Annotated in this window: 23 protein-coding genes; 9 read left to right on the top strand and 14 right to left on the bottom strand. The window is 67.9% G+C overall.

Going from position 1 to position 23,791, the window contains the following annotated elements:
- Positions 1 to 2: 2 nt before the first annotated feature.
- Positions 3 to 596, top strand: coding sequence for a superoxide dismutase (locus TSO5_RS27585; RefSeq protein WP_109075681.1), 594 nt, complete (start codon positions 3 to 5; stop codon positions 594 to 596).
- 62 nt (positions 597 to 658) lie between these two features.
- On the opposite strand, the gene TSO5_RS27580 is transcribed toward TSO5_RS27585, so the two are convergent.
- From TSO5_RS27580 to yajC, 6 genes are all read right to left on the bottom strand, one after another.
- On the bottom strand, positions 659 to 1,021 hold the full coding sequence (locus tag TSO5_RS27580) for a type II toxin-antitoxin system PemK/MazF family toxin (protein ID WP_109154607.1): 363 nt from the start codon (positions 1,019 to 1,021) through the stop codon (positions 659 to 661).
- Positions 1,008 to 1,223, bottom strand: coding sequence for a type II toxin-antitoxin system PrlF family antitoxin (locus TSO5_RS27575; RefSeq protein ID WP_109154606.1), 216 nt, complete (start codon positions 1,221 to 1,223; stop codon positions 1,008 to 1,010). The genes TSO5_RS27580 and TSO5_RS27575 overlap by 14 nt, the downstream gene beginning before the upstream one ends.
- Positions 1,224 to 1,284: 61 nt before the next feature.
- Positions 1,285 to 1,662 (bottom strand): Mth938-like domain-containing protein, encoded by a 378-nt coding sequence (locus TSO5_RS27570; protein ID WP_109075682.1) that lies wholly within the window; start codon positions 1,660 to 1,662, stop codon positions 1,285 to 1,287.
- 30 nt (positions 1,663 to 1,692) lie between these two features.
- Positions 1,693 to 2,649 (bottom strand): protein translocase subunit SecF, encoded by a 957-nt coding sequence (gene secF / locus TSO5_RS27565; RefSeq protein ID WP_109154605.1) that lies wholly within the window; start codon positions 2,647 to 2,649, stop codon positions 1,693 to 1,695.
- Between the two features lie 11 nt (positions 2,650 to 2,660).
- Positions 2,661 to 4,259: a protein translocase subunit SecD gene (gene secD / locus TSO5_RS27560; protein ID WP_109154604.1), complete on the bottom strand. Its 1,599-nt coding sequence runs from the start codon at positions 4,257 to 4,259 to the stop codon at positions 2,661 to 2,663.
- A 125-nt stretch (positions 4,260 to 4,384) separates the two neighbouring features.
- Positions 4,385 to 4,810, bottom strand: a complete 426-nt coding sequence (gene yajC, locus TSO5_RS27555; protein WP_109154603.1) for a preprotein translocase subunit YajC — start codon at positions 4,808 to 4,810, stop codon at positions 4,385 to 4,387.
- Between the two features lie 252 nt (positions 4,811 to 5,062).
- On the opposite strand from yajC, the gene TSO5_RS27550 reads away from it, so the two are divergent.
- Positions 5,063 to 5,929, top strand: coding sequence for an ATP-binding protein (locus TSO5_RS27550; RefSeq protein WP_109154602.1), 867 nt, complete (start codon positions 5,063 to 5,065; stop codon positions 5,927 to 5,929).
- Here TSO5_RS27550 and TSO5_RS27545 read toward each other — a convergent pair.
- From TSO5_RS27545 to serS, 4 genes are read right to left on the bottom strand one after another with little or no spacing between them, the layout of a single operon-like run.
- Positions 5,886 to 7,184, bottom strand: a complete 1,299-nt coding sequence (locus TSO5_RS27545; protein ID WP_247870994.1) for a peptidoglycan DD-metalloendopeptidase family protein — start codon at positions 7,182 to 7,184, stop codon at positions 5,886 to 5,888. The genes TSO5_RS27550 and TSO5_RS27545 overlap by 44 nt on opposite strands.
- A gap of 8 nt (positions 7,185 to 7,192) precedes the next feature.
- Positions 7,193 to 7,846 (bottom strand): protein-L-isoaspartate(D-aspartate) O-methyltransferase, encoded by a 654-nt coding sequence (locus tag TSO5_RS27540; RefSeq protein WP_109154600.1) that lies wholly within the window; start codon positions 7,844 to 7,846, stop codon positions 7,193 to 7,195.
- Positions 7,843 to 8,625, bottom strand: coding sequence for a 5'/3'-nucleotidase SurE (gene surE / locus TSO5_RS27535; protein WP_109154599.1), 783 nt, complete (start codon positions 8,623 to 8,625; stop codon positions 7,843 to 7,845). The genes TSO5_RS27540 and surE overlap by 4 nt, the downstream gene beginning before the upstream one ends.
- A complete protein-coding gene (gene serS, locus TSO5_RS27530; RefSeq protein WP_109154598.1) occupies positions 8,625 to 9,896 on the bottom strand; it encodes a serine--tRNA ligase in 1,272 nt (423 codons plus the stop codon). The genes surE and serS overlap by 1 nt, the downstream gene beginning before the upstream one ends.
- Positions 9,897 to 10,114: 218 nt before the next feature.
- Between serS and TSO5_RS27525 the strand changes: the two genes are divergently transcribed.
- From TSO5_RS27525 to TSO5_RS27500, 6 genes are all read left to right on the top strand, one after another.
- Entirely contained in the window at positions 10,115 to 11,335 is a 1,221-nt protein-coding gene (locus TSO5_RS27525) for an MFS transporter (protein ID WP_109154597.1), read from the top strand.
- 95 nt (positions 11,336 to 11,430) lie between these two features.
- Positions 11,431 to 11,994 (top strand): cupin domain-containing protein, encoded by a 564-nt coding sequence (locus TSO5_RS27520; protein ID WP_109154596.1) that lies wholly within the window; start codon positions 11,431 to 11,433, stop codon positions 11,992 to 11,994.
- 439 nt (positions 11,995 to 12,433) lie between these two features.
- A complete protein-coding gene (locus tag TSO5_RS27515) occupies positions 12,434 to 13,717 on the top strand; it encodes a type III PLP-dependent enzyme (RefSeq protein WP_109154595.1) in 1,284 nt (427 codons plus the stop codon).
- A gap of 144 nt (positions 13,718 to 13,861) precedes the next feature.
- The gene (locus tag TSO5_RS27510; protein ID WP_109154594.1) at positions 13,862 to 15,283 is read left to right on the top strand and encodes a saccharopine dehydrogenase C-terminal domain-containing protein; all 1,422 of its coding nucleotides are present in this window, start codon (positions 13,862 to 13,864) and stop codon (positions 15,281 to 15,283) included.
- Between the two features lie 344 nt (positions 15,284 to 15,627).
- Entirely contained in the window at positions 15,628 to 17,826 is a 2,199-nt protein-coding gene (gene lptD / locus TSO5_RS27505) for an LPS assembly protein LptD (protein ID WP_247870993.1), read from the top strand.
- Positions 17,827 to 17,937: 111 nt separating this feature from the next.
- Complete coding sequence (locus TSO5_RS27500; RefSeq protein WP_109154592.1) at positions 17,938 to 18,663, top strand: hypothetical protein; 726 nt, start codon at positions 17,938 to 17,940, stop codon at positions 18,661 to 18,663.
- Here TSO5_RS27500 and TSO5_RS27495 read toward each other — a convergent pair.
- Genes TSO5_RS27495 through TSO5_RS27480 form a run of 4 tightly spaced genes read right to left on the bottom strand, consistent with a single transcriptional unit; the run spans position 18,654 to position 22,985 of the window.
- On the bottom strand, positions 18,654 to 20,678 hold the full coding sequence (locus tag TSO5_RS27495) for a glycosyltransferase family 41 protein (protein ID WP_109154647.1): 2,025 nt from the start codon (positions 20,676 to 20,678) through the stop codon (positions 18,654 to 18,656). The genes TSO5_RS27500 and TSO5_RS27495 overlap by 10 nt on opposite strands.
- 11 nt (positions 20,679 to 20,689) lie before the next feature.
- Entirely contained in the window at positions 20,690 to 21,058 is a 369-nt protein-coding gene (locus TSO5_RS27490; protein ID WP_109154591.1) for a YdbL family protein, read from the bottom strand.
- Complete coding sequence (locus tag TSO5_RS27485) at positions 21,058 to 21,306, bottom strand: YnbE family lipoprotein (protein ID WP_109154590.1); 249 nt, start codon at positions 21,304 to 21,306, stop codon at positions 21,058 to 21,060. Before TSO5_RS27485 ends, TSO5_RS27490 begins: the two co-directional genes overlap by 1 nt.
- Positions 21,307 to 21,314: 8 nt before the next feature.
- On the bottom strand, positions 21,315 to 22,985 hold the full coding sequence (locus tag TSO5_RS27480; protein WP_109154589.1) for a YdbH domain-containing protein: 1,671 nt from the start codon (positions 22,983 to 22,985) through the stop codon (positions 21,315 to 21,317).
- A 186-nt stretch (positions 22,986 to 23,171) separates the two neighbouring features.
- Here TSO5_RS27480 and TSO5_RS27475 point away from each other — a divergent pair, with 186 nt between their 5' ends.
- Positions 23,172 to 23,741, top strand: coding sequence for a peptidylprolyl isomerase (locus TSO5_RS27475; RefSeq protein ID WP_085089375.1), 570 nt, complete (start codon positions 23,172 to 23,174; stop codon positions 23,739 to 23,741).
- Positions 23,742 to 23,791: the final 50 nt, after the last annotated feature.

The following is a 23,791-nucleotide window of genomic DNA, read 5'->3' as shown; positions in this document are numbered from 1 at the left end:
AAATGGCGTTCGAACTTCCGCCGCTTCCGTATGCGTACGACGCTCTGGCTCCGTACATCTCGTCGGAGACCCTGCACCTGCACCATGACAAGCACCACCAGACCTACGTCACCAACCTGAACAACCTGACCAAGGACACCCCGCTGGCCAACGCCAGCCTGGAGGAGGTCATCAAGGCTTCCGCCGGCGATGCGTCCAAGGTCGGCATCTTCAACAACGCCGCCCAGGTGTGGAACCACACCTTCTTCTGGCAGTGCCTGAAGAAGGACGGCGGCAAGATGCCGGCGGCCCTGGAGCAGCGCATCGTTGCCGACTTCGGCAGCGTCGAGAAGTTCAAGGAAGAGCTGACCCAGGCCGCCCTGACCCAGTTCGGCTCGGGCTGGGCCTGGCTGTACCTGGACGGCGGCAAGCTGAAGGTCGGCAAGACCGGCAACGCCGACACCCCGCTGGCGCACGGCCAGAAGCCGCTGTTCACCATCGACGTGTGGGAGCATGCCTATTACGTCGATTTCCAGAACCGCCGCGCCGATTTCGTGAAGGCGGTCATCGACAACCTCGCCAACTGGGACTTCGCCGCCGAGCAGCTGGCCGCGTAACTTTCCCGTCGAGAGTTGAAAACGCAAAGGCGCCCGAAAGGGCGCCTTTGTCGTTTCCAAGGTTAAGCGTCCCCGCCCGCTCTCAGCATCCCCGTAAGATGGTGGCCTACCTGCCGGCTGACGGCCCCGCGATCACCCGCCGCAAGCGAGCCGAGCAGTTCCGCATCGCGGGAGTCGATCACCGCGACCTTGGCGGTGCGCACGACCGAGGGGGCTGGAAGTCCTGCCGCTTCAAGGTCGCCGACAGGCACATCCGACGGCCAGCCCCGGTTTTCGGCACTGGTGATCATCAGAACCCATAGCAGGTTGTGATTTGTCTCCAGCTCACCGCAAGCCACGACCAACGCCGGTCGCCGCTGGCGAACCGGACGGTCGGCGTAAGGGAACGGGACCTTGACGACGTTCCAGGTTTCAAAGGTCGGCATAGGCCTGCCGATCTGCTTCGCTGTCCCATTCCGTGAAGCAGCGGAACGGGTCGTCGGCGGCCGCCGGAGCGGCTCGGGTCAGGATGACGCGGCCGTCTTCGATACGATAGGCGATCTCGTCGCCCTCGTGCAGACCCAACGCAGCCCGTACCGGCTGCGGAATCGTCGTCTGGGCCTTGCTGGTCAGCTTGCTGGTGATCATGAGGCACCGCGGTAAGGAACATCCTTACCTTAGTGCCCGATCGCCACAGCTTCAATGGCTGTTAAACCGGCAGCATCGCCGCCGCGACCCGCCGGCCTTCGGCCAGCAGGACGTTGTAGGTGCGGCAGACCGCCCGGCTGTCCATCAGCTCCACCACCACGCCCTGTTCGCGCAGACCGAGGCGCAGGTCCTTCGGGATCATCCGCATGGTGGGGCCGGTGCCGAGCAGAAGGATTTCCACCTTCGGCTCGGCCTCCAGCACCGGGGTGAAGTGGCCCACCGACAGGGAGGCGGCGTCGGATGCCTCCCATGCCAGGGTGCGGTCGGGCAGGACGATCACCGCGCCGACACGCCACTGGCCGGAAATGCAGAACTGCCCCGGACCATAGCCGTCGATGACCTGACGGTCAGACGGAATCATCGGCATGATGTCGGCCATGCTGCCCTCTCCTTCCCCAAACGTCCGGCGTTACGGCGTGGTTGCCGGGGTGTTGCCCGCCGAGGCGGCATCCGGAGCACCGCGCCGCAGGCGGTTCTCGCCAAGGAACAGCAAGATGGGGGCGGCGATGAACACCGACGAGCTGGTCGCAAGGATAACGCCGAAGATCAGCACGATGCCGAAGTCCTGCAGTGCCTCGCCGCCGAACAGCGCCAGCGGAATGATCGACAGCAGGGTGCAGACGGAGGTGCCGACGGTGCGGTTCAGCGTCTCGTTGATCGACATGTCGATCAGGTCGCGCAGCGGCATCTTCTTGTAGATGCGCAGGTTCTCGCGCATGCGGTCATAGACCACGACCTTGTCGTTCACCGAATAGCCCATGACGGTCAGGATCGCCGCCACGGCCGTCAGGTTGAACTGGATGTCGGTGATCGCATAGAAGCCGACGATCTTGGTGATGTCGAGAATCAGGGTCACCACCGCGCCGAAGCCGAACTGCCATTCGAAGCGGAACCAGATGTAGACCAGCATCGCCAACATGGCGAGGCCCAGCGCCAGCATGCCGTTGGCGAACAACTCGCCGCTGACCGAGGCGCCGACCGCTTCGACGCGGCGGACCTGGGTGCCGGGGATCGCCTGCGCCAGCGTGTTGCGCACCTTGTCGGCGGCCACCTGCTGGGCGGCATCGTCGCCGGGCTGGCGTTCCAGGCGGATCAGCACGTCCTGCGTCGATCCGAACTCCTGCAACGCCACCTGCCCCATGCCGAGGCCGGACAGGGTGTGGCGCAGCGAGGCGAAGTCGGCGGCCTGGGGCGTGCGGGCTTCGATGACGATGCCGCCACGGAAGTCGATGCCGTAATTCAGGCCGGGGTGGAAGAACAGGATGATGGACGCGATGGACAGGATCGCCGACACGACGAGGCCGGCGATGCGGCCGTTCATGAACGGGATCTTGGTGTTGTCGGGGACGAGGCGGAGATGGAACATCGTAAGACCTCTCAGACCGGCAACGCGGCCGGACGCGTCCGGCGCAGCCAGGTCACCATCATCAGGCGCACGAGCACCGTGGCGGTGAACATGGAGATGAGGATGCCGAAGGTGATGGTGACGGCGAAGCCCTTGATGGTGCCGGTGCCGAAGACGAACAGCAGCGCCATCTTGATGGCCGTCGTCAGGTTGGAGTCGACGATCGTGCTGTAGGCGCGGCTGAAGCCGGCCTCCATCGAGGCGAAGACCCCGCGGCCCTTCTTCGTCTCTTCGCGGATACGCTCGTTGATCAGGATGTTGGCGTCGACCGCCAGACCCAGCGTCAGCAGGATGCCGGCGATGCCCGGCAGCGTCAGCGTGGCGTGCAGCAGCGACAGCGCCGCGATGGTCAGCACGATGTTGACCAGCAGGGCGAAGCAGGCGAAGGCGCCGAACAGCCCGTAGCAGGCGATCATGTAGACGCAGACCATCAGGAAGCCGACGACGACGGCGGTCAGGCCGGCGCGGATCGAATCGGCGCCCAGGTCGGGACCGACGGTCCGCTCCTCGATCACCTTCAGCGGGGCCGGCAGGGCGCCGGCGCGCAGCAGGACGGCGAGGTCGTTGGCGTTGGCGGCGGTGAAGTTGCCGCTGATCTGGCCGCGGCCGCCGGTGATCGGCTCGCGGATGACGGGGGCGCTGATGACCTTGTTGTCGAGCACGATGGCGAAGGGCCGGCCGACATTCTGCTTGGTCACTTCGGCGAAGCGGTTGGCGCCCGCCGTGTTGAATTCGAAATTCACCACCCATTCGCCGGTCTGCGGGTTGGTGCCGGCCGACGCGTTCTGCAGCGTGGCGCCGTCGACCTCGACCTTCTTGCGGATGACGTATTTGGACTGGTAGCGGTCGCCTTCGGCCGACGGCAGGATCTCCGACCCCGGAGGGGCGCGGCCGGTGTTGGGATCGGCGTTCACGTCGACCAGCCGGAAGGTCATCTTGGCGGTGGTGCCGAGCAGCCGCTTGATGCGGTCGGGGTCTTCCACGCCGGGCAGCTGGACCAGGATGCGGTCGTTGCCCTGGCGGGCGATCGTCGGCTCGTTCACGCCGGTCTCGTCGATGCGGCGGCGGACGATCTCGATCGACTGTTCGATGGCCTGGGTGGCGCGGTCGCGCAGCGCGACCTCGCTCAGCGCCACGGTCACCGTGCTGCCGTTGACGGTCACGTCGAGGTCCGGCTGCCCACCGCCAAGCGCCGTGCGGCCCACCGGGCTGGAGAGCTGGCGCAGGGCCTTCACCGCCTCGTCGGCCTGGGCCGGGTCGCGCAGCTGGACGGTCACGGCGCGCTCGCCGGCGTTCAGCGCGGTGTAGCCGATATTGGCGGTGCGCAGCTGCTGCCGGGCGCCATCGACCAGACCTTCCACACGGTCGCGGATGACGGTGGCCATATCGACTTCAAGCAACAGATGCGATCCGCCGCGCAGGTCGAGACCCAACGACACCCGGGTGTTGGCATACCAGGACGGCAGCGCCGCCAGCGTGTCGCGGCCCAGGAAGTTGGGCAGCATCAGGATGAAGCCGGCGATGCAGGTCGCCAGGATCAGGTAAATCTTCCAGCGCGAAAAATAGAGCATGCGTCACTCGAATCCGATCAGACACCCGGTCCGGGCGACCGGTCCGCCGCTTGCGGGCGGACGACGGCCGGGCCGGACGGGAAGCGCCTTCGGGCCGACCCGCGGAAGAGGGGCCCGGCTGCGGCTTACTTGCGGCCGAACAGCTTGCCGATCCCGCCGGCGGCGGTGGTGTCGGCCGGCTTGGCCTCGCCCTCGGTGGCCGGGGTGGCGTCGCCGCCGGACTTGCCGGCCGGTTCGGTCTTGGCGAGCACGAGGTTCACGGTGGAGCGCAGGCAGCGCACGCGCACGTTCTCCGCGATCTCGACGGTGATCTCGTCGTCGGTGCCGACCTTGGTCACGATGCCGATGATGCCGCCGCCGGTCACGACGCGGTCGCCGCGGCGGATGGCCGACAGCATGGTCTTATGCTCCTTCATCTTCTTCTGCTGCGGACGGATCAGCAGGAAGTAGAAGACGACGAAGATCAGGATCAGCGGCAGAAACTGGACGAGCATGTCACCGCCGCCGCCAGCCGGGGCCGCCGTCTGTGCATAAGCCGTCGAAACGAACATCTGGAAGCTCCTTACAGGTTTGGTCTCGGCACCCAATCGGCGTTCCGCCGGGACGCCGCGACTATAGCCGCCCATGACTGGGATGCAATGGTGATGCGCCACAATCCGCGGGGCGGCCACAGCTTGTGTGCTTGCCCTGCTGTGTTACCGTGCGAAGGCGTCGGAAAGATGGCTGCGCGGGCGCCCACTTTCCATGGAACATCCTGAAAAAATATCCGGAAAATTATGTCGCAATCCGTCAATAGCTCAGGCATGGGCGCTGGTGCAGATCAGTCGCTTTTCCCCCTGCTGACCCGCATCGCCGAGGCGCTGGAGCGTCTGGCCCCGCCGCCCGACCGGCCGCTGGACTTCGGTGCAGCCGACGCCTTCGTCTGGCATCCCGATCCCGACCGGCTCGAGCCGGTGCCGGTGGTCAACCGCGTCGACATCATGCTTCTGCAGGGCATCGAGCGGCAGCGGGAGATCCTGCTGGACAACACCCGCCGCTTCGCCGCCGGGCTGCCGGCCAACAACGCCCTGCTGTGGGGCGCACGCGGCACCGGCAAAAGCTCGCTGGTCAAGGCGGCCCACGCCGCCATCTGCCTGGAACGGCCGGGCGAGCTGGCGCTGGTGGAGATCCACCGGGAGGACATCCCCACCCTGCCCCGCCTGCTGACCCGTCTTAAGGGCGAGGCGCGCCGGTTCATCCTGTTCTGCGACGACCTGTCCTTCGACCATGACGACGCCCATTACAAGTCGCTGAAGGCGGTGCTGGACGGCGGCATCGAGGGGCGGCCGGACAATGTGGTGTTCTACGCCACCTCGAACCGCCGCCACCTGATGCCGCGCGACATGATCGAGAACGAGCGGTCGACCGCCATCAATCCGGCCGAGGCGGTGGAGGAGAAGGTGTCGCTGTCCGACCGCTTCGGGCTGTGGCTGGGCTTCCACAACTGCGACCAGGATACCTACTTCGCGATGATCGAGGGCTATGTCCGCCATTTCGGACTGGACATCCCGGCGGACCGGCTGCGCGCGGAGGCCGTGGAATGGTCGGTCACGCGCGGAAGCCGGTCGGGCCGGGTGGCCTGGCAGTTCATCCAGGACCTGGCCGGTCGCCTCGGGCAGCCCCTTCGCTGACCTTGCGGTCCATCTGGTCGCTCGGGTCGACGGCCTGGCTGCCCTTGCGCAGTTCGAAATGCAGCTGGGGCGAAGACACGCCGCCGGTCTGGCCGACCCGGGCGATCACCTGCCCCCGCTTCACCGTCGCGCCGCGTTCCACCTCGATCTTGTCGAGATGGGCGTAGGCGGTGATCCAGCCGTCGGAATGCTTCAGCAGCAACAGGTTGCCGAAGCCGCGCAGCTCGTTGCCGGCGTAGGCGACCACGCCGTTGTCGGCGGCGACCACCGCGGTGCCCTTTGGCGCCGCGATGTTCAGGCCGTCATTGTGCAGCCCGTCGGGCTTCGGCCCGAAGCCGGAGATCAGCTTGCCCTTCACCGGCCACAGGAAGCGGGCGCTGCCGCGCGGTGGCGGAGCGCCGACTTCGGCCTTCGGCTCCGGCTTGGGCGGCGGCGCGGCAGTGGCCACCTCCTGCTGGGGAGCGGCAGCCGGTGGCGGCGTGGTTGCGGCCGGGGCCGGGATCGGCGTCGGAGCCGGCTTGCTGCCGGGCGGGCGCAGCATGGTCGGCGCCTGCCCCGGCTGATAGGTCGTGTCACCCTGGGCGGCCGGTGCGGCCGGCGTCTGCTGGGCGGACTGCTCCGGCACGGCACCCGGCTTCGACGGCGGCGACAGCGGCGTGGCCGAGATGCCGCCCGACGGGGAGGATGCACCCGGCGGCGGCAGTTCGGCCGACTGGATCGAGCCATGCCCGGCGGTAGAGCCACCCGGCGCGTTCCCCTGCGGCGTCAGGGAGATGGCACCGCCACTCGCCACGCCGCCGGATGCCACCCCACCGGATGCCACCATGGTGCCGCTGCCGTCGCTGGCGCCCGGCAGGCGCAGGGGCTGGCCGACCTTCACGCCATAGGGCGGCGTCAGGTTGTTCAGCCGCGTCAGCTCGCTGACGTCGACATTGTACATGCGGGAGATGCTGTAAAGGCTGTCGCCCTTCTGCACAATGTACTGGCGCGAGGTCGGCAGGACCAGCCGCTGGCCGACCTCCAGCCGGTAGGGCGCCGCCAGCTTGTTCGCCTCGATCAGGTCGCGCAGCGGCACGTTGTACCGGCGCGACAGGCTGTAGGCGCTGTCGCCCTTCTGCACCGTGATGGCGCCGCCGGCCGAATCCGGCACATCGGAGACGGTGGTGAAGGGGGCGAGCCCGCCCACCCGCTCGCAGGCGCCAAGCGCCAGGACGGCGGTGGACAGGACCATGGCGGACAGCAGGCGCTTGGGCATGGCGGATTTCATGCGGAACGGACCGGTTGCGGCGGGTCGGACAGCAGCGGAACGAAACGGACGGGCCACAGGTCCTCCCGGGTAAGGCCAGCTTCGGAGCGCCGGAAACGCACGACCCTCTGGTCGCGGTGATCGGCCCCCAACGGAATGAGCAAGACACCACCAACGGCGAGTTGATCCGTCAAGTCTTTTGGCGGCTCTGGCCCACCGGCGGCTGTGACCAGTATACGGGCGAAGGGCGCCTGCTCCGGCCAACCCCGCGTCCCGTCGCCGAGCCGCGTGGTGATGTTGCCGATGTCGAGCACCTTGAACCGCGCCTCCGCCTCGCACAGGAGCGGTTTTAGCCGCTCGATGGTGAAGACCCGGCGGCAGAGCCGCGACAGCACGGCCGCCTGATAGCCGGAGCCGGTGCCGACCTCCAGGACAAGATGCCGCGGCTGCAGCTCCAGCGCCTGGGTCATCAGACCGACCACCAGCGGCTGGCTGATGGTCTGGCCAAGATCGATCGGCAGCGCCGTGTCCTCCCACGCCCGGTCCTGGAAGGCTTCCGGAACGAACAGCTCGCGCGGGATCCGCTCGATGGCCGCCAACACCCTGGTGTCGGTGACGCCGGCCCCGCGAAGGGCCATCAGCAAGCGGATCTTGCGCGGGTTGTATGTCACACGAAGGCCTGCCTCAACGTCTGCAGCGTCGGCGTGTGGGTGAGGTCGAGATAGACCGGCGTCACCGAGATGCCGCCGTTGAACACGACATGGATGTCGGTGTCGTCCGCCACGTCGGCTTCGCCGCGCAGGGTGCCGATCCAGATATAGGGCTTGCCGCGCGGGTCCACACGCTCCAGCAGCTCGTCGCCGATCTTGCGCTTGCCGTGCCGCACCACCTGGATGCCCGTCACCTCCGCAGCCGGGCGGGCCGGGAAGTTGACGTTCAGCAGCACGTTCTTCGGCCAGGCCACCGTCACCGCCTTGCGCACCACGTCGGCGCCATGGGCGGCGGCGGCGGACCAGTCGATCGGCTGGCCCGGCTCGTAATGCTGGCTCATGGCGATGGCGGGGACGTTCAGCAGCGTCGCCTCCATCGCCGCGGCGATGGTGCCGGAGTAGGTTACGTCCTCGCCGATGTTGGAGCCCTGGTTGACGCCGGACAGCACCAGCGTCGGACGGGCGTCCTTCATCACATGGTTGACCGCCAGCAACACGCAATCGGTCGGCGTTCCGTCGACGGTGAAGCGGCGTTCGTCCAGCTTGCGCAGGCGCAGCGGCCGGTTGATGGTCAGCGAATGGCTGGCCGCCGACTGCTCCATCTCCGGCGCGACGACCCAGACGTCGTCGGACAGTTCGCGCGCGATGGCTTCCAGGACCTTCAATCCCTGCGCATGGATGCCGTCGTCGTTGGTGACGAGGATGCGTGTCCGGGACAGGTCGAGCGGCAGGTCGAACATCAGATGGAAATCCTCTCCACTCCGCGCATGTAGGGACGGAGCGCTTCGGGAACCAGGATCGAACCGTCGGGCTGCTGGTAGTTCTCCAGCACCGCGATCAGGCAGCGCCCGACCGCCACACCCGATCCATTGAGGGTGTGCACGAATTGAGTTTGCTTCTCGCCCTTCGGCCTGCAACGGGCTTTCATCCGCCGCGCCTGGAAATCTCCGCAATTGGAGATGCTGGAGATCTCGCGGTAGGCGTTCTGACCGGGCAGCCAGACCTCGACGTCATAGGTCTTGCGCGAGGAGAAGCCCATGTCGCCGGTGCACAGGACGATGGTGCGGTAGGGCAGACCCAGCCGTTCCAGGATCGTCTCGGCACAGCGGGTCATGCGCTGGTGCTCGTCCTCCGACTGTTCCGGCGTGGTGATGGCGACCATCTCCACCTTCCAAAACTGGTGCTGGCGGATCATGCCGCGGGTGTCACGCCCGGCCGAGCCGGCTTCGGCGCGGAAGCAGGGGGTCAGCGCGGTGTAGCGCAGCGGCAGCTCCTCAGACGCCACGATCTGGTCGTTGACCAGATTGGTCAGCGGAACCTCGCTGGTCGGGATCAGGTAATGGTCGGTCGAGGTGGTCTTGAACAGATCCTCCTCGAATTTCGGCAGCTGGCCGGTGCCGAACAGGGCGTTGTCGCGGACCATCAGCGGCGGCGCGATCTCGGTGAAGCCATGCTCGGACGTGTGGATGTCCAGCATGAAGTCGGCGAGCGCGCGTTCCAGCCGGGCCAGACCGCCCTTCAGCACGGTGAAGCGGGCGCCGGACATGCGGGCCGCCGCCTCGAAGTCCATCAGGCCCAGCGCTTCGCCCAGCTCGTAATGCTGCTTGGGGTTGGCGATGTCGGGCGGGGTGCCCCAGCGGCGGACCTCGACGTTGGCGGTTTCGTCCGGCCCGTCCGGCACGTCGTCGGCCGGGATGTTGGGCAGGCCGGCCAGGATCGCGTCGAGTTCGGCGCCGAGCGCGCGCTCCTCCTCCTCGACCTGGGGCAGGCGCTCCTTCAGGGTCGCCATCTCGTCCAGGATCGGCTGGGCATCGCGGCCTTCGCGCTTGGCGAGGCCGATTTCCTTCGCCGCCTCGTTCCGGCGGGCCTGCATCTCCTGCATCTGGGTCTGCGCGGCGCGACGGCGGCCGTCGAGGTCGAGCACGGAGGACGACATCGGCGCCAATCCCCGGCGGCCAAGGCCGCGGTCGAAGGCTTCGGGATTCTCACGGATGGCGCGAAGGTCGTGCATGGCTCGAACAATCAACGAATTGGGTGGGGGATTGGTTATACGGCGCGACCCCGCCAAGGTCCAGTGCAAGCCCGTCCATCCACACGGTCCATATGGATCTGCGCAAACGGCATGGCGGCTGCGCCCCGGCTGTTGTTGGAACCGACGGGCACGACAGGGCAATGTCTATTGTGCGCCGCAATGGACGGCGCCAATGCCAGAAAAACGGAGCCGAGCGCGTGCGCGACGAGATCGAGACCGGTGCCCAGGCCGATGCGGAAACCGCCTATCTGCAGGCCGGCACCCCCGCATATCGCCGTGCCAGCCGCATCCTGTTCGTCGCCGGCTTCTCCACCTTCGCCACGCTTTACTGCGTACAGCCGCTGCTGCCGGAGTTCGTGCAAGAGTTCGGGGTGACGCCGGCCGAATCCAGCCTGTCGCTGTCGCTGACCACCGGCGTGCTGGCTGTGGCGCTGCTGGTGGCGGGCGCCATCTCCGACGGGATCGGGCGCAAGCCGGTGATGGTGGCGGCATTGCTCGGCGCCGGCATCCTCGGAATCATCGGCGCGCTGATGCCGGGCTGGCACGGATTCCTCGCGGTGCGCGCACTGGAGGGGTTGGCCTTGAGCGGCCTGCCGGCGGTGGCGATGGCCTATGTCTCCGAAGAGGTCGATCCGAAATCGGCCGGCGTCGCCATGGGGCTCTATATCGGCGGAACCGCCATCGGCGGGATGTCCGGCCGGGTGCTGACCGCCGTCGTCACCGATCTCGGAACCTGGAGGCTGGCGGTGGGGGTGGTGGGGGCGCTGGCGGTGGCGGCCGCCGTCACCGTCTGGCTCGCCCTGCCGCCGTCGCGCCATTTCGTCCGCCGCGCCGCCGGGCTGCCGGCGCTGGTGCGGGCGTGGCGCGGGCTGCTGACCGACCCGGCGCTGCTCGGTCTGTTCTCGCTCGGCTTCCTGCTGATGGGCGGCTTCGTCACCGTCTTCAACTATATCGGCTTTCGCCTGAGTGAACCGCCGTTCGAGCTGCGGCCGGCCATCGTCGGTGCGGTCTTCCTGGTCTACAGCTTCGGCGTGGTCAGCTCGCCGCTGTTCGGCGGCTGGTCGGGGCGATTCGGATCGAACCGCACGCTGGCGGCGGCGGTGGCGCTGATGGTCGCCGGACTGGCAATGATGGAGATCGACAGCCTGTTCGCCATCGCCCCCGGCATCGCACTGTTCACCTTCGCCTTCTTCGGCGCCCATTCCATCGTGTCGGCCTGGATCGGCCGGCGGGCGGCGGTGGCGCGCGGGCAGGCCTCGTCGATCTATCTGTTCTGCTACTATTTGGGGTCCACGGTCGCCGGAACGCTGGGCGGGCTGTTCTGGCACGGCTTCGGCTGGACCGGGGTCGCCGCCTTCGTCGGGCTGTTGATCCTGATCGCGGTGGGTGTGACGGCCGGGCTGCAGCGCAGCCGCTGACGGCGCGGCGAACGGTCGCGCCAGCGATTCGCCTTATTGCGTTGCGCTTTCCCGCGCCTCAGGCTGTAGGGGTTCGATCGGCAGGAGGGCGCGCGTTGAGTAACCTGACCGTCTATCTGGAAAGCGATGCCCGCCGGCCGGAACTCCGCACCTCCGAACTGGCGCTGATGGCCGGCCATCTGGCCCATATCGGCATCCTGTACGAACGCTGGACCGCCGACGCGCCCCTGCCCGCCTCCGCCGATGGCGACGCCGTGCAGCGGGCCTATGCCGCGTCCATCGACCGGCTGAAGGTTGGCCGCCGCTTCTGCACCGTGGACGTGGTTCGCGTCACTCCCAAGACCGACGGTGTCGAGGCCCTGCGCGCAAAGTTCCTGTACGAACACACCCATGACGAGGACGAGGCGCGGTTCTTCGTGGAGGGCACGGGCGCCTTCTACATCCATCTTGACCGCCGCGTCTTCCGCGTGGTGTGCGAGGCGGGTGACCTGCTGAGCATTCCTGCCGGCACGCCGCACTGGTTCGACATGGGGCCGCGGCCGCGCTTTACCACCATCCGCTTCTTCAGCCGGCCCGACGGCTGGGTGGCAACGCCGACCGGCGACACCATCGCCGCGCGTTTCCCGCTTTTCGAACCGGAAGCTGTGGAGGCGGCCTGACTCCGCCCCATTTCCGTCCCAAAAAATTCACTTGAATCACGGGCGGAAAAGCGTAAATCAATCGACACGACGCACCCGCACGTGCCTATGGCCCTCTGTGGTTATGCTACGACGTACCGCGTCCTTTTTGGCAGAACCGGCCATTCCAGTGGGCCGGTCCCGAGAGGGAGGTCAGTATGTACGCTGCCCACGGCGGGGCTGTGAGACGGTAGCCCTTTAGCCGGTAAACGACGCGCTGTTGCCTGGAGCTTCACAGCCCGGGGCCGCTGCTCGCACCGGCTATTTCCGTCTCCCCCCTTTCCAAAAATCCGATCAATCGCCGATTCCACTGCGCCACCCGCGCCCGAGCCCTGTGCTGGCCGGTTCGTGACGTGGCCGGGAATCGCCGTCTGCTCACCGGGCCGGCCTGCACGCCGCCGTCCGGGGATAGGAGTGCGCCATGGGTTTCCTGCGTTCCCGTTCCGCCGTCACCCCGCTCCGCCGCGTCGGCCTGAACGACAGCAGCGCCGTTTCGCTGTCCACCGGCCGCCGCTCGACCGTGACCCAGGCCGTCGCCCTGCACCGCCCGGAAGAGCCGATGCACTGCATCCGCCCCGGCGTGCTGGCCGACACCGCCGGCAGCTTCCTGACGGCTTTCGCCGGTGCGACCGATGCGGTCAGCCGTGGCGGCGACGTTCTGTATGCCGTGAAGTGCAACCCGGAGCCGGCGGTTCTGCGCGCCCTGTGGGCCGGCGGCGTGCGCCATTTCGACGTCGCCTCCCCCGGTGAGATCCGCCTGATCCGCCAGATGTTCCCGGATGCCGTCCTGCATTACATGCACCCGGTCAAGGGCCGTCAGGCCATCCGCAATGCCTACCACCAGTATGGCGTCCGCGACTTCGTGCTCGACAGCCGGGAAGAGCTGGACAAGATCCTGGCGGAGACGGACGGTGCCGCCGACCTCGGCCTCGTCGTGCGGCTGGCGCTGCCGAAGGGCAACGCGGTCTACGACCTGTCGGGCAAGTTCGGCGCCGCCACGGCCGATGCGGTGGACCTGCTGCGCGCCGCGCGCGCCGTCGCGCCGAAGGTCGGGCTGTCCTTTCATGTCGGCTCGCAGATGCTCGATCCGTCGGCCTACGAGCGCGCCATTGCGCTGGCCGGCCGCGTCATCGCGGAGAGCGGCGTCGCCATCGACGTGCTGGACGTCGGCGGCGGCTTCCCGGTGTCCTATCCGGGCGTCACCCCGCCGCCGCTCGGCGATTTCATGGCCGCCATCGCCCGCGGGATCGCCGCCATCGACCTGCCGGCGCACTGCCGCCTGTGGTGCGAGCCCGGCCGCGCGCTAGTCGCCCCCGGCGTCTCGCTGGTGGTGCAGGTGGTCAAGCGGCGTGGAGCCCAGCTGTTCATCAACGACGGCGTCTATGGTGCCCTGTCGGATGCCGGCGTGCCCGGCTTCCGCTTCCCGGCACGGCTGATCCGCCCGTTCGAGGCGATGACCGACACCGAGAGCGAAGCCTTCAGCTTCTACGGCCCGACCTGCGACAGCGCCGACAAGATGGCCGGCCCCTTCCATCTGCCGGCCGACGTAAAGGCCGGCGACTGGATCGAGCTGGGGCAGCTCGGCGCCTATGGCTCCTGCCTGCGCACCGCCTTCAACGGTTTCGATCAGGCGCGGGTCGTCGAAGTGTCGGACGCGCCGCTGCTCGCCACCCCCGGCTACGAGCTGCGCTCCTGCGCGGCCTGAAAATGAAGCCGGTTTTCCGTGGATAAAGCGTAAAGACATCCGTAACATTCAGTGGCCCGGCGCATCCCGATTCCTCTTCTCCGAAGTGGGCGGGAGCGTCGGGCTATGTCGTTGGCCTAAACTACCTCGGGGAGACAAAAAATCATGGCCCTGGACACGAAGCTCTGCACGTTCACAGGCCGCATGGTCATCGTTGGATTCGGTTCGATCGGCCAGGGTGTCTTGCCGCTGCTTCTCCGTCACATCGACGGACTTACGGCCGACCGAATCACCATCGTCACCGCCGAGGAGCGCGGACGGGAGGAGGCGGAGCTTTACGGCGTCGCCTTCCACAACAACCCGCTGGACAACGACAATTTCTTCCAGGTTCTGAAGCCGCTGATCGACAAGGGCGATTTCCTGGTCAATCTGTCAGTCGACGTGTCGTCGATCGCGCTGATCGAATTCTGCCAGCGGGTCGGCGCCTTCTACACCGACACCTGCACCGAACCGTGGGCGGGCGGCTACACCGATTCCAACCTGTCGCCGTCGCTGCGCTCCAACTATGCGCTGCGCGAATCGGCGCTGGCGCTGCGCCGCCGTTTCGAAGGCGGCCCGACCGCGTTGATCACCCATGGGGCGAATCCGGGTCTGGTGTCGCATTTCGTCAAGCAGGCGCTGCTGAACATCGCCGCCGATACCGGCGTCGAGACCGATGTCCCCACCGACCGCGACGGCTGGGGACGGCTGGCGCAGAAGTTGGGGATCAAGACCATCCATGTGGCGGAGCGCGACACCCAGGTGTCGAACCAGCCCAAGCAGATCGGCGAGTTCGTCAACACCTGGTCGATCGACGGCTTCGTCGGCGAGGGCTGCCAGCCGGCCGAGCTCGGCTGGGGCACGCATGAGAAGGGCCTGCCGCCCGACGGCCGGCGCCACGAGTTCGGCTGCGACTCCGCCATCTATCTGATGCGGCCGGGCGCGGCCACCCGCGTGCGCACCTGGACCCCGCTGGAGGGGCCGTTCCACGGCTTCCTCATCACCCACAGCGAGTCGATCTCGATCTCCGACTATTTCACCGTGCGCGAGGGCGACACCGTCGTCTACCGCCCGACCTGCCACTATGCCTATCATCCCTGCGACGACGCGGTGATGTCGCTGCACGAACTGGTCGGCAAGAACTACAACATGCAGGCCGAACAGCGGCTGATGCTGCACGAGATCTCCGGCGGCATGGACGAGCTGGGCGTGCTGCTGATGGGCCATCCCAAGGGCGCCTACTGGTACGGCTCGCGGCTCGACATCGACACGGCGCGGTCGCTGGCGCCCTACAACAACGCGACCTCGATGCAGGTGACTTCCACCGTTCTGGGCGGCATCGTCTGGACGCTGGAGAACCCGAATCGGGGCCTCGTGGAACCGGACGAGGTGGACTTCCGCCGGGTGCTGGACATAGCCACCCCCTATCTCGGCGAGGTGGTCGGCGCCTATGGCGACTGGACGCCGCTGCAGGACCGCAATGTCCTGTTCCCTGAGGACATCGACGAGGATGACCCCTGGCAGTTCAAGAACTTCCGGGTCGTTTGAGAGATATCGGATGAAGTGCCGCAGCCGTCGCCGCCCATCGGGCCGCGGCGGCTGCGGCAGTGCTGCCACAGGGCGCATGGCGACACGGTGACATTGCCCGCCGAAGGGCTCTGAAACCGTTGACTTGGGCTTTCGCTTCCCCCAATCGTTCAGCCATGCCCAAGCACGTCTCCCGGCGCGCCCGCGCCAAAGCTCCGACCGCCGCCTCCCTCATCATGCGCTCCGGCATCGTCGGGCTTATGGTGACTTGCGGGATTGCCGTCGTGGATCTGGCCATTCCGGATTCGGCGAACGCCCAATCGCCCGCGACTCGGGCTCCGGGAACGAAGCCGGGTGCCGCGGCCGTGCAGGGAAGCGCAACCCAGGGGAACGCCGCTCAGGGAAACGCTACCGGTACCGCGTCCAAGCAGGAACCGGTCCTGCTGACCGCCGATCAGGTCACCTTCGACGAGGTGAACAGCGTCGTCACCGCCAGCGGCAATGTGGAGCTTGCGCAGGGCAAGCGCAGCGTCCGCGCCGACAAGATCACCTACAACCAGAAGACCAAGGTCGTCACCGCCACTGGCAAGATCCGGCTGGTGGAGCCGTCGGGCGACATCATCTTCGCCGATTATGCCGAACTGACCGACAATCTGAAGGACGTGTTCATCGAGAACATCCGCGTCCTGATGACCGACAACGGCCGCATGGCCGGCAATGAGGGCGAGCGGCGCGAGGGCCGCCTGACGCGCGTCAACCGCGGCGTCTACAGCCCTTGCGACCTGTGCAAGGAAGACCCGACCCGTCCGCCGCTGTGGCAGATCCGCGCCGTGCGCATCGTTCACGACAACGAGGAGCACGAGGTCCGCTACAAGGACGCCACGATGGAGATCTTCGGGATCCCCGTCGCCTACACGCCCTATCTGTCGCATCCCGATCCGTCGGTGGACCGCAAGAGCGGCTTCCTGACGCCATCCTTCGGCAACAACTCCAATCTCGGCGCGATCCTCAAGACCCATTACTACTGGGACATCGCGCCGGACCAGGACGCCACCTTCGACCTGCATTACTACTCGCAGCAGGGGCCGCTGCTCGGCGGCCAGTACCGCAAGCGGTTTGAGAGCGGGCGGCTGGAACTGGAAGGCGCGATCACCCGCGGCGACGTGGCCAACACCACCATCGTGCCGAAGGAAACGCGCACCCGCGGCTATGTCGCGGCGCGCGGCCTGTTCGACATCGACGAGACCTGGCGCGCCGGCTTCGATGTGAAGCGGGCCAGCGACCCGACCTTCCTGCGCCGCTATTACGATTTCCGCGAAGATTACCTGACCAGCAAGGCCTACGTGGAGGGCTTCCGCGGCCGGAACTATGCGGCGATCACCGGCTACAGCTTCCAGGACATGCGGTACGGGAACTCCGTTCCCGAGCCGGTCGCTCTGCCCTATGCACAGTACAACGCGCTGGGCGAGCCGGGCAGCCTGCTGGGCGGCCGCTGGTCGTTCGATACCAGCCTGCTGGCGGTGTCGCGCTTCAAGAATGCCGGCCCGGACACGCAGCGCTTCATGGCGCAGCCGGGGTGGGAGCGCAACATCGTCTCCAACGCCGGCTTCGTCACCACCCTGTCGGGCAGCGTGCTGGTCGCCGGCTATACCGCGCAGCAGTTCAACACTGCGGATCCGACGACTCGCGGTAACGACAACATCAGCCGCTTCCGCTTCTTCCCGCAGGGGCAGGCCACCGTCCGCTATCCGTTCGTCCGCTATGGCGAAAGCTCGTCCCAATTGGTCGAGCCGATCGGCCAGCTGACCTTCGCGCCGAAGCTGCCGAACGGCCGCGTCTTCCCGAATGAAGACAGCCTGGACGTCGAGTTCGACGACGTGAACCTGCTGCAGCCCAATCGCTTCACCGGCATCGACCGGCTGGACGACGGCATGCGCTTCACCTACGGCCTGCGCACGGCGATCTACGGCAATAGCCAGGGGTCGGCCAGCCTGTTCCTGGGCCAGAGCATCCGCCTGACCGACAGCAATGTCGGCTTCACCGGCGATTCCGGCCTGGAAGAGCGGGTTTCCGACTATGTCGGCCGCCTGGACCTGCAGCCCGCCGACTGGCTGGACGTCAATTACGGCTTCCGCGTCGACCACGAGACCTTCCGTCCGCGCCGCCACTCGCTGAACGCGACGGCCGGCGTGCCGCTTCTGCGGCTGTCGACCTCCTACACCTATGTCGACCAGACCACCGCGCGCAACGCGGTCACCCGCAACCGGGTGGAGCAGGCAAGCTTCGGGGCGTCGTCGCAGTTCACCGATTACTGGAGCCTGGGCGTCAGCCACACCCAGGCGATGGAACCGCAGCCGGGTCCGCGCTCCAGCCTTGCCGTGCTGTCCTATTCCGACGAATGCCTGGTCTTCCAGACCATCGCGCGCCGCGACTACACCGTCAGCACGACCGGCGAGAAGGACGGCAACACCATCTTCTTCCGTCTGGTCTTCAAGAATGTCGGCGAGTTCAAGAGCCCCGGCATCAACGCCAGCTTCCTGGGCGGCAGTTCGGCCAACCAGTAAGCGCGGATCGGTGGGAAAAGGCGGCGGTCACCGACGGCCAGGGGGTTGCATCCCTTGGCCGTTGCCGTTAGCCATTAACGCCCGACGAGACAGCCCGCCGCGACCGGAATCATGACCCTGGGACGTTACGACTACGAAAGACGCTACCGCAAACGCATGCGGGCCGGCGTGATCAAGTTCGTGCTGCTGGCGGCACTGGTGCTCGGTGTCGGGTTGTTTTCCTACCAGATGGGGATCGAGCAGCTGAAAGGCCGCGACGTCACCCTGCGGGAGGAGATCGCCACCCTGTCGCGCCAGAAGGCCGAGCTGGAACTGCTGGCCAGCCAGATGCAGCACGCCGCCCGCACCGCGGAGGCGCGCGTCGGCGAGCTGGAAGGCCGGCTGCAGCGCGAGGTGCCGACCGGCGACCTCGCCAAGCTGACGCAACTGGTGTCCGAACGCCTGAAAGGCGGCCTGGACGCCAACCGTCTCGCCTTCGTCATCTCGCAGGCTCAGATTCCACGCAACTGCCAGCCGACCGACACCAAGCGGTTCACGCTGACCACCCCGCTGATGAAGGGCGGCACGCGCGGCGTGACCTTCGGCAACGGCACCGTGACCGTCACCGGCGAAGGGCAGTCGGCCCACAATGCGCAGGGCAATGCCGAAAGCTGGTTCGATCCGGGCCAGCCGGTGACCATCCGCATCACCGGCATCGGCGGCAAGGGCACGACCGTCAGCGGCGTGCTGCCGCTGCACCAGTCGCTGGTGGTCGACAACAGCGAGTACCGCTTCACGATCGCCGCCTCCCAGCGCTCCTTCGTGGAGGTCACGGGCGACCGCTGCGCCTATCCCTGAGGCGGAACGGCGAACCCGCGCGGCGACTCTCCACCTGCGTGGATATCCCACATCGTGGCGTAGGCCGCTTCGATGGACCGGGCGAAGCGGCCGGTGTCGAACAGCGGCGCGGTGCCCCGCGCCTGCTCCAGCCGCAGCTTCAATGCCGCCAGTTCGGCGGGCTGCCCGGCCAGACGCCGCGCCGTCGCCTCGTACGCCTCCCGGTCCGACACCGCCAGTTCCGGCAATCCGACCGCGTGCAGCAGGCTGGCGGCCACCCGCCCGGCGAAGGAGCGGCCAAGGACCGTCAGCACCGGCAGGCCGGCCCACAGCGCGTCGCTCGCCGTGGTGTGGGCGCCGACAGGGCTCGAATCGAGAAACAGGTCGGCCAGCCGGTGGCGGGCCAGATGTGCTGGACCCGGCAGGCGCGGGGCGAAGACCAGCCGCTCCGGTGCCACCCCCCGCTCCGTTGCCGCACGCCGGAGGTTGACCGCGACCTCCGCCGGTCCTTCCAGCAGCCATAGCACCGAGCCTGGAACGCGATCCAGAATCCGGCACCAGCGGCCGAACAGCTCGGGGCCGATCTTGTAGGAGGCGTTGAAGGCACAGAAGACCACGCCGTCGTCGGGAAGCCCGCAGTCGGCGCGGGCCGGCACCGGGCCGATGGCGCGCTTGCGGTCGTTCGGCTGGTAGCTGCCGGGCAGATGGACGATGCGCTCGCTGTAGAAGCGCTGGTGATCGGCCGGAGCCACCACCGGATCGGCGATGACGTAGTCGATGGCGGGGCAGCCCAGCGTGCCCGGATAGCCCAGCCACTGCACCTGTATCGGCGCCGGCCGATGGGCGGCGATGCCGGGGCGGGCGTTCTGGGTGTGGCCCTTGAGGTCGATCAGGATGTCGATGCCGGCCTCGTGGATCAGGCCGGCCGCCTCCCCGTCCGTCATGGCGGACAGGTCGATGAAGCGGTCGAACCCGGCGACCAGCCGCCGACGCAACGGGCCGCCGTCATCGGGACCATAGGAGCAGCCGACGATCTCGAAACGCTCGCGGTCGTGCCGCTCGATCAGTTCGGCGATCAGAACCGCGGTCGCATGTTCATGGAAGTCGGCGGAGAGATAGCCGATGCGCAGCTTCGATCCGCGGTCGGTGTGGGTCGGAAAAGCGGTGCGGATGCCGCGCGTCTTCCAGGCGGCATAGCGTTCGGCGCAGGCGCGCTCCAGCGCCGGTCCCGCCCCTTCGCCGAGGAAGATCCAGGGATGGGCCTGCTGCGTCCGCCCCTCCCGCACCAGCTCAACCAGCCTGCCCGACAGAGCGGTCAACCCGTCCCAGCGACAGAGATGGCGACGCTGCTGAACCAGCTGGGCCAGCACCCCGCCGGCGTCGGGCAGGCCGATGCGGAGCGCGCGTTCGAAGCCGACGATGCTCGCCGCGCCGTCTTCCGCCGGGCCGCCGCGCTGCCCGCGTTCCTTCAGCGTCAGAGCAAGGTTCGCCTGCACCTCCGCCAGATCGGGCCGCAGGCTGAGGCAGGCACGAAAGCCGGCGGCGGCGCTGTCCAGGTCACCGCGGTCACGGTGGAGGGCGGCCAGGGCCAGCCGGGCGGGCACCAGGGTCGGATCAAGCTCCAGAGCCCGGCGCAGGGCAGGTTCCGCCTCGTCCAGCAGGCCAAGCTCGCGCAGCAGGACGCCCTGGTTGCAGGGGGCGGGGGCGAACTGCGGCATCAGCCGGGCAGCCTCGCCATAGGCCGCTGCGGCTTCCGCTGGTCGGCCGAGCGCCTGCAGGGTCACGCCCCAGTTGTAATGGTTGCCGCCGAAATCGGGCAGCCAAGCCAAGGCCTTGCGGTGATGCGATTCCGCTTCCGCAAGGCGGCCCTGGCGCCGCAACGCCTCGCCGAGGTTGGAGCGGGCGACCGCCTCCTCCGGCGTGCCGGCCTGACCCAGCGTGTCCAGGGCCGAGAACAGGGCCGACAGCAGCGCGCCGTCGCCGGGCTTGCCGGCCAGACGGCGGCGCAGGTCGGCGACGGCGCGTTGGCCGGACACGGATACGGAGGTCACTTGCGCTGCCACTGGCCCGCGGCGGTCATCACGAACTGGCCGGCCGGGGTGCGCTCGATCAACTGCTGGCCGGCCACCGCCTGGACCTTGTCCAGAGCCGTGCCGTTGCCCTTGGCGATCTCCTGATAGCGGGCGAGGCGCTGGGCGTTCACCTGCTGCGCCAGCGCCTGGGCCGAGGCCGGCGCACCGGGGACGACGCCGACCATGCCGTCGGGACGCTCGCCCAACTGGCCGGCGGCCTTGGCGGCGGCCAGCGCATCCTGCGCCAAGGCCAGCTGCGGCATGGCGGACACCAGCAGTCCGGCGGCCAGCGCGGACAGGGCGAGCCGGTTGAAACGGCGGCGGCTGATGGAATCGGTCTTCATCACTTCTTCCCCTTCGTGGAAGAGGTCGTGGAGTCGGCGGGCAGGCCGAACAGGGCGGGGTCGTTGCGGATGGCGTCGTCGACGTCGCGCTCCAGCTTGACCCGCACCTCCTGCTCGATCCGGACGTTCAGGTTGATCTCGATGGGCTTGTCGGGCGCTTCGATCTTCACCGTCGGGGCGCAGGCGGCAGCGGCGGCCGAAATCAGCAGAGCAGCCGCAAGGCCGGTGGATGGGAATCTGGTAAGCATAATGGCGGTCAAGGGTCCTTCTGGTCGAAGCCGGTCATCCGGTCCCGCAGCGTGTCGGGGATCCGGTAGACGTCGAGGTTCTGGCGCAGAATCCGGTCGAGCGCGCCGGACAGCTTAAGGTTAAGCGCGACCGGATAGCCATCGTAGAATGACGGGTTCGATCCGCGCAGCGAGAAGCCGGCGCTGAGTTCGCCGCCGGCCTGCCCGTCGATGGTGATCCGCAGCGTGTCGTAATGGAAATCGGTCAGCGCCCCCATCAGCATGGCGGTCGGGCTGCCCTCCTCCCCCTTCAGGGCGGGCGGCGGCTTGGCCGGGTCGTAGCGCAGGGTGCCGGGACCGGCCGATTCGAGAACGCCGCCGTCGATTGTCACCTTATCGCCGGCGAACACCACCGGCAGGGTGCCGGCAAGCGTGCCATTGGCCGCCAGTCCGTCGACGGCGATCAGGTTCAGCAGCTTGGCGGCGTCGATCCGGTCGGCATGCAGGGTGACCCGCCCTTTGGGCTTCTCGGGCGACAGCTCGAACGGGTCGGCGCGCAGAAGGCCGCCGGCCCAGTTCCATTCCGCCCGGTCCACATCCAGCCGCCCGTCACGACCATAGCCGAACAGCAGCGTGCCGTCGGTCAGCGGAATGCCGACGTCCAGCAGGCCGATGGACAGCTTCTGCCCGTCCGGGATCACCGGCGGCGACAGGCTGGACAAGGCAATGGTGCCGCTGACCCCGGCGACGGTCACCGGCCCGGCGGCACCGGCAAGCTCCTTCACCACCGCCTGTCCGGCCGTGGTCATGCCCTTCGCGGTCAAAGCGACCGTCGCCTTGCCCGACAGGGTGCCCGACGCCTTTTCCAGGAAGGTCGCAGCGAGCGGCGAAACGGCTGCGAGACCGGGGCCATCGGCAGCAAGGCGGAACGGCTTCGCCACCGCCTCCAGCTTTCCGGCGCCGGCGGTCTGGTCATAGGTGCCGTCGAGCGTGACGGTGAGGAGGCCGTTCGCGCCCTTGGCGGTGCCGGCGATCGCCCATGGCCCCTGCCCTGCCTGCACCGCCTGCATTGTGACGGCCAGCGGGACGACGGGCGCGGGCTTGGCGGTGTTGGTCAATTGCGCGACCACGGCGTCCGCCCGCCGACCGCCGCCGTCCTGGGCCAGCCGCAGCACGACCTTGTCGGCGCGCAGGTCACTGGCCGGGGCCTCCAGGCGCGGCGCCTGCAGCTCCGCCGTGATCGTCATCGCATCGGGCGACCGGCGCAGGAGCGGGGTTTCCCCCACCGGACACAGCGTCGCCCCCTGCGGCAGGCCAAGCGGCTGCCCGGCGACCGTGAGCCGTTCCGCCTTGGCGGGCAGGCAGCCGACGGGGGCGACGGTCACCGCGCCGCCGTCCATCCCAACCACCAGCGCGCCGGACAGCGTCACGCGTCCCGACATCGGCAGGTCGAGCGTCTTGGCCGCGGCCTCCAGCGGGCCACTGTCGGCGGCGAACTCCAGCCGCAGGCCGCGCCAACCATCGGCGATGCGCAGGCCGGTGACGGTCACCGCGGCTTCGGTGAAGCCGGCATCGCGCAAGGTCTGCGTCGCCGTCCCGCCGATCAGCGCCGGACCGGCCAGGATCGCACCGCCCAGCCCGACCACGGCCAGCGTGACCGTGACCGCCACCGTGCCGGCTATCGCCCGTCCCAGCTTCAAGCCCCTGTCCTTTCCCAACGTCCCGTCATGACCGGCATGCCACGTCCATGTCCGGATGAACACCCGGACGAGTGGCCGTCATCCGTGACTTTTGGCGGATCGCCATCCCCGCCAGCGCGGCTTTGCATTCCCGCGCTTTTCCCCTATGGTCCGGGGCGCGGATTTCGGCTCATCGGAGTGTTTCGCATGAAGCGGTGGACCCGCGCATTGCTGGCGGCGCTTTTCGCCACAATCTTCACTGTCTCGTTCTTTACAGTTTCTCAAGGGGAGGCGAAGGCCTTGGATCCGGAAAACACCATTTACCTCGACCTGAAGGACGGTCGCGTGGTGATCGAACTGCGGCCCGACCTGGCGCCGAACCACGTCGCCCGCATCAAGGAACTGACCCGCCAGGGCTTCTATGACGGCGTCGTTTTCCACCGCGTCATCGACGGCTTCATGGCCCAGACCGGCGACCCGACCGGCACCGGCATGGGCGGCTCCGGCAAGAAGCTGAAGGCCGAGTTCTCCAGCGCTCCGCACATCCGCGGCACCCTGTCGATGGCCCGCGCCCAGGATCCGGACAGCGCCGACAGCCAGTTCTTCATCTGCTTCGCTCCGTCCCAGTTCCTGGACCGCCAGTACACCGTCTGGGGCCGCGTGGTCGAGGGCATGGAGTTCGTCGACATGATCAAGAAGGGCAGCCAGTCCCGCAACGGACAGGTCACCGACCCGGACAAGATCATCAAGATGCAGGTCGCGGCCGACGTCAAGTAACGTCGCCTCCGCAGCCTTTCAGGGAAAGGGGGACCGGTGCGCCGGTCCCC

It is taken from the genome of Azospirillum sp. TSO5 (genome assembly GCF_003116065.1).
In the GTDB taxonomy this organism is placed as follows: Bacteria; Pseudomonadota; Alphaproteobacteria; order Azospirillales; family Azospirillaceae; genus Azospirillum.
Note: the sequence above shows the minus strand (reverse complement) of the source record. Positions and strands in the feature narration are given on the sequence as shown.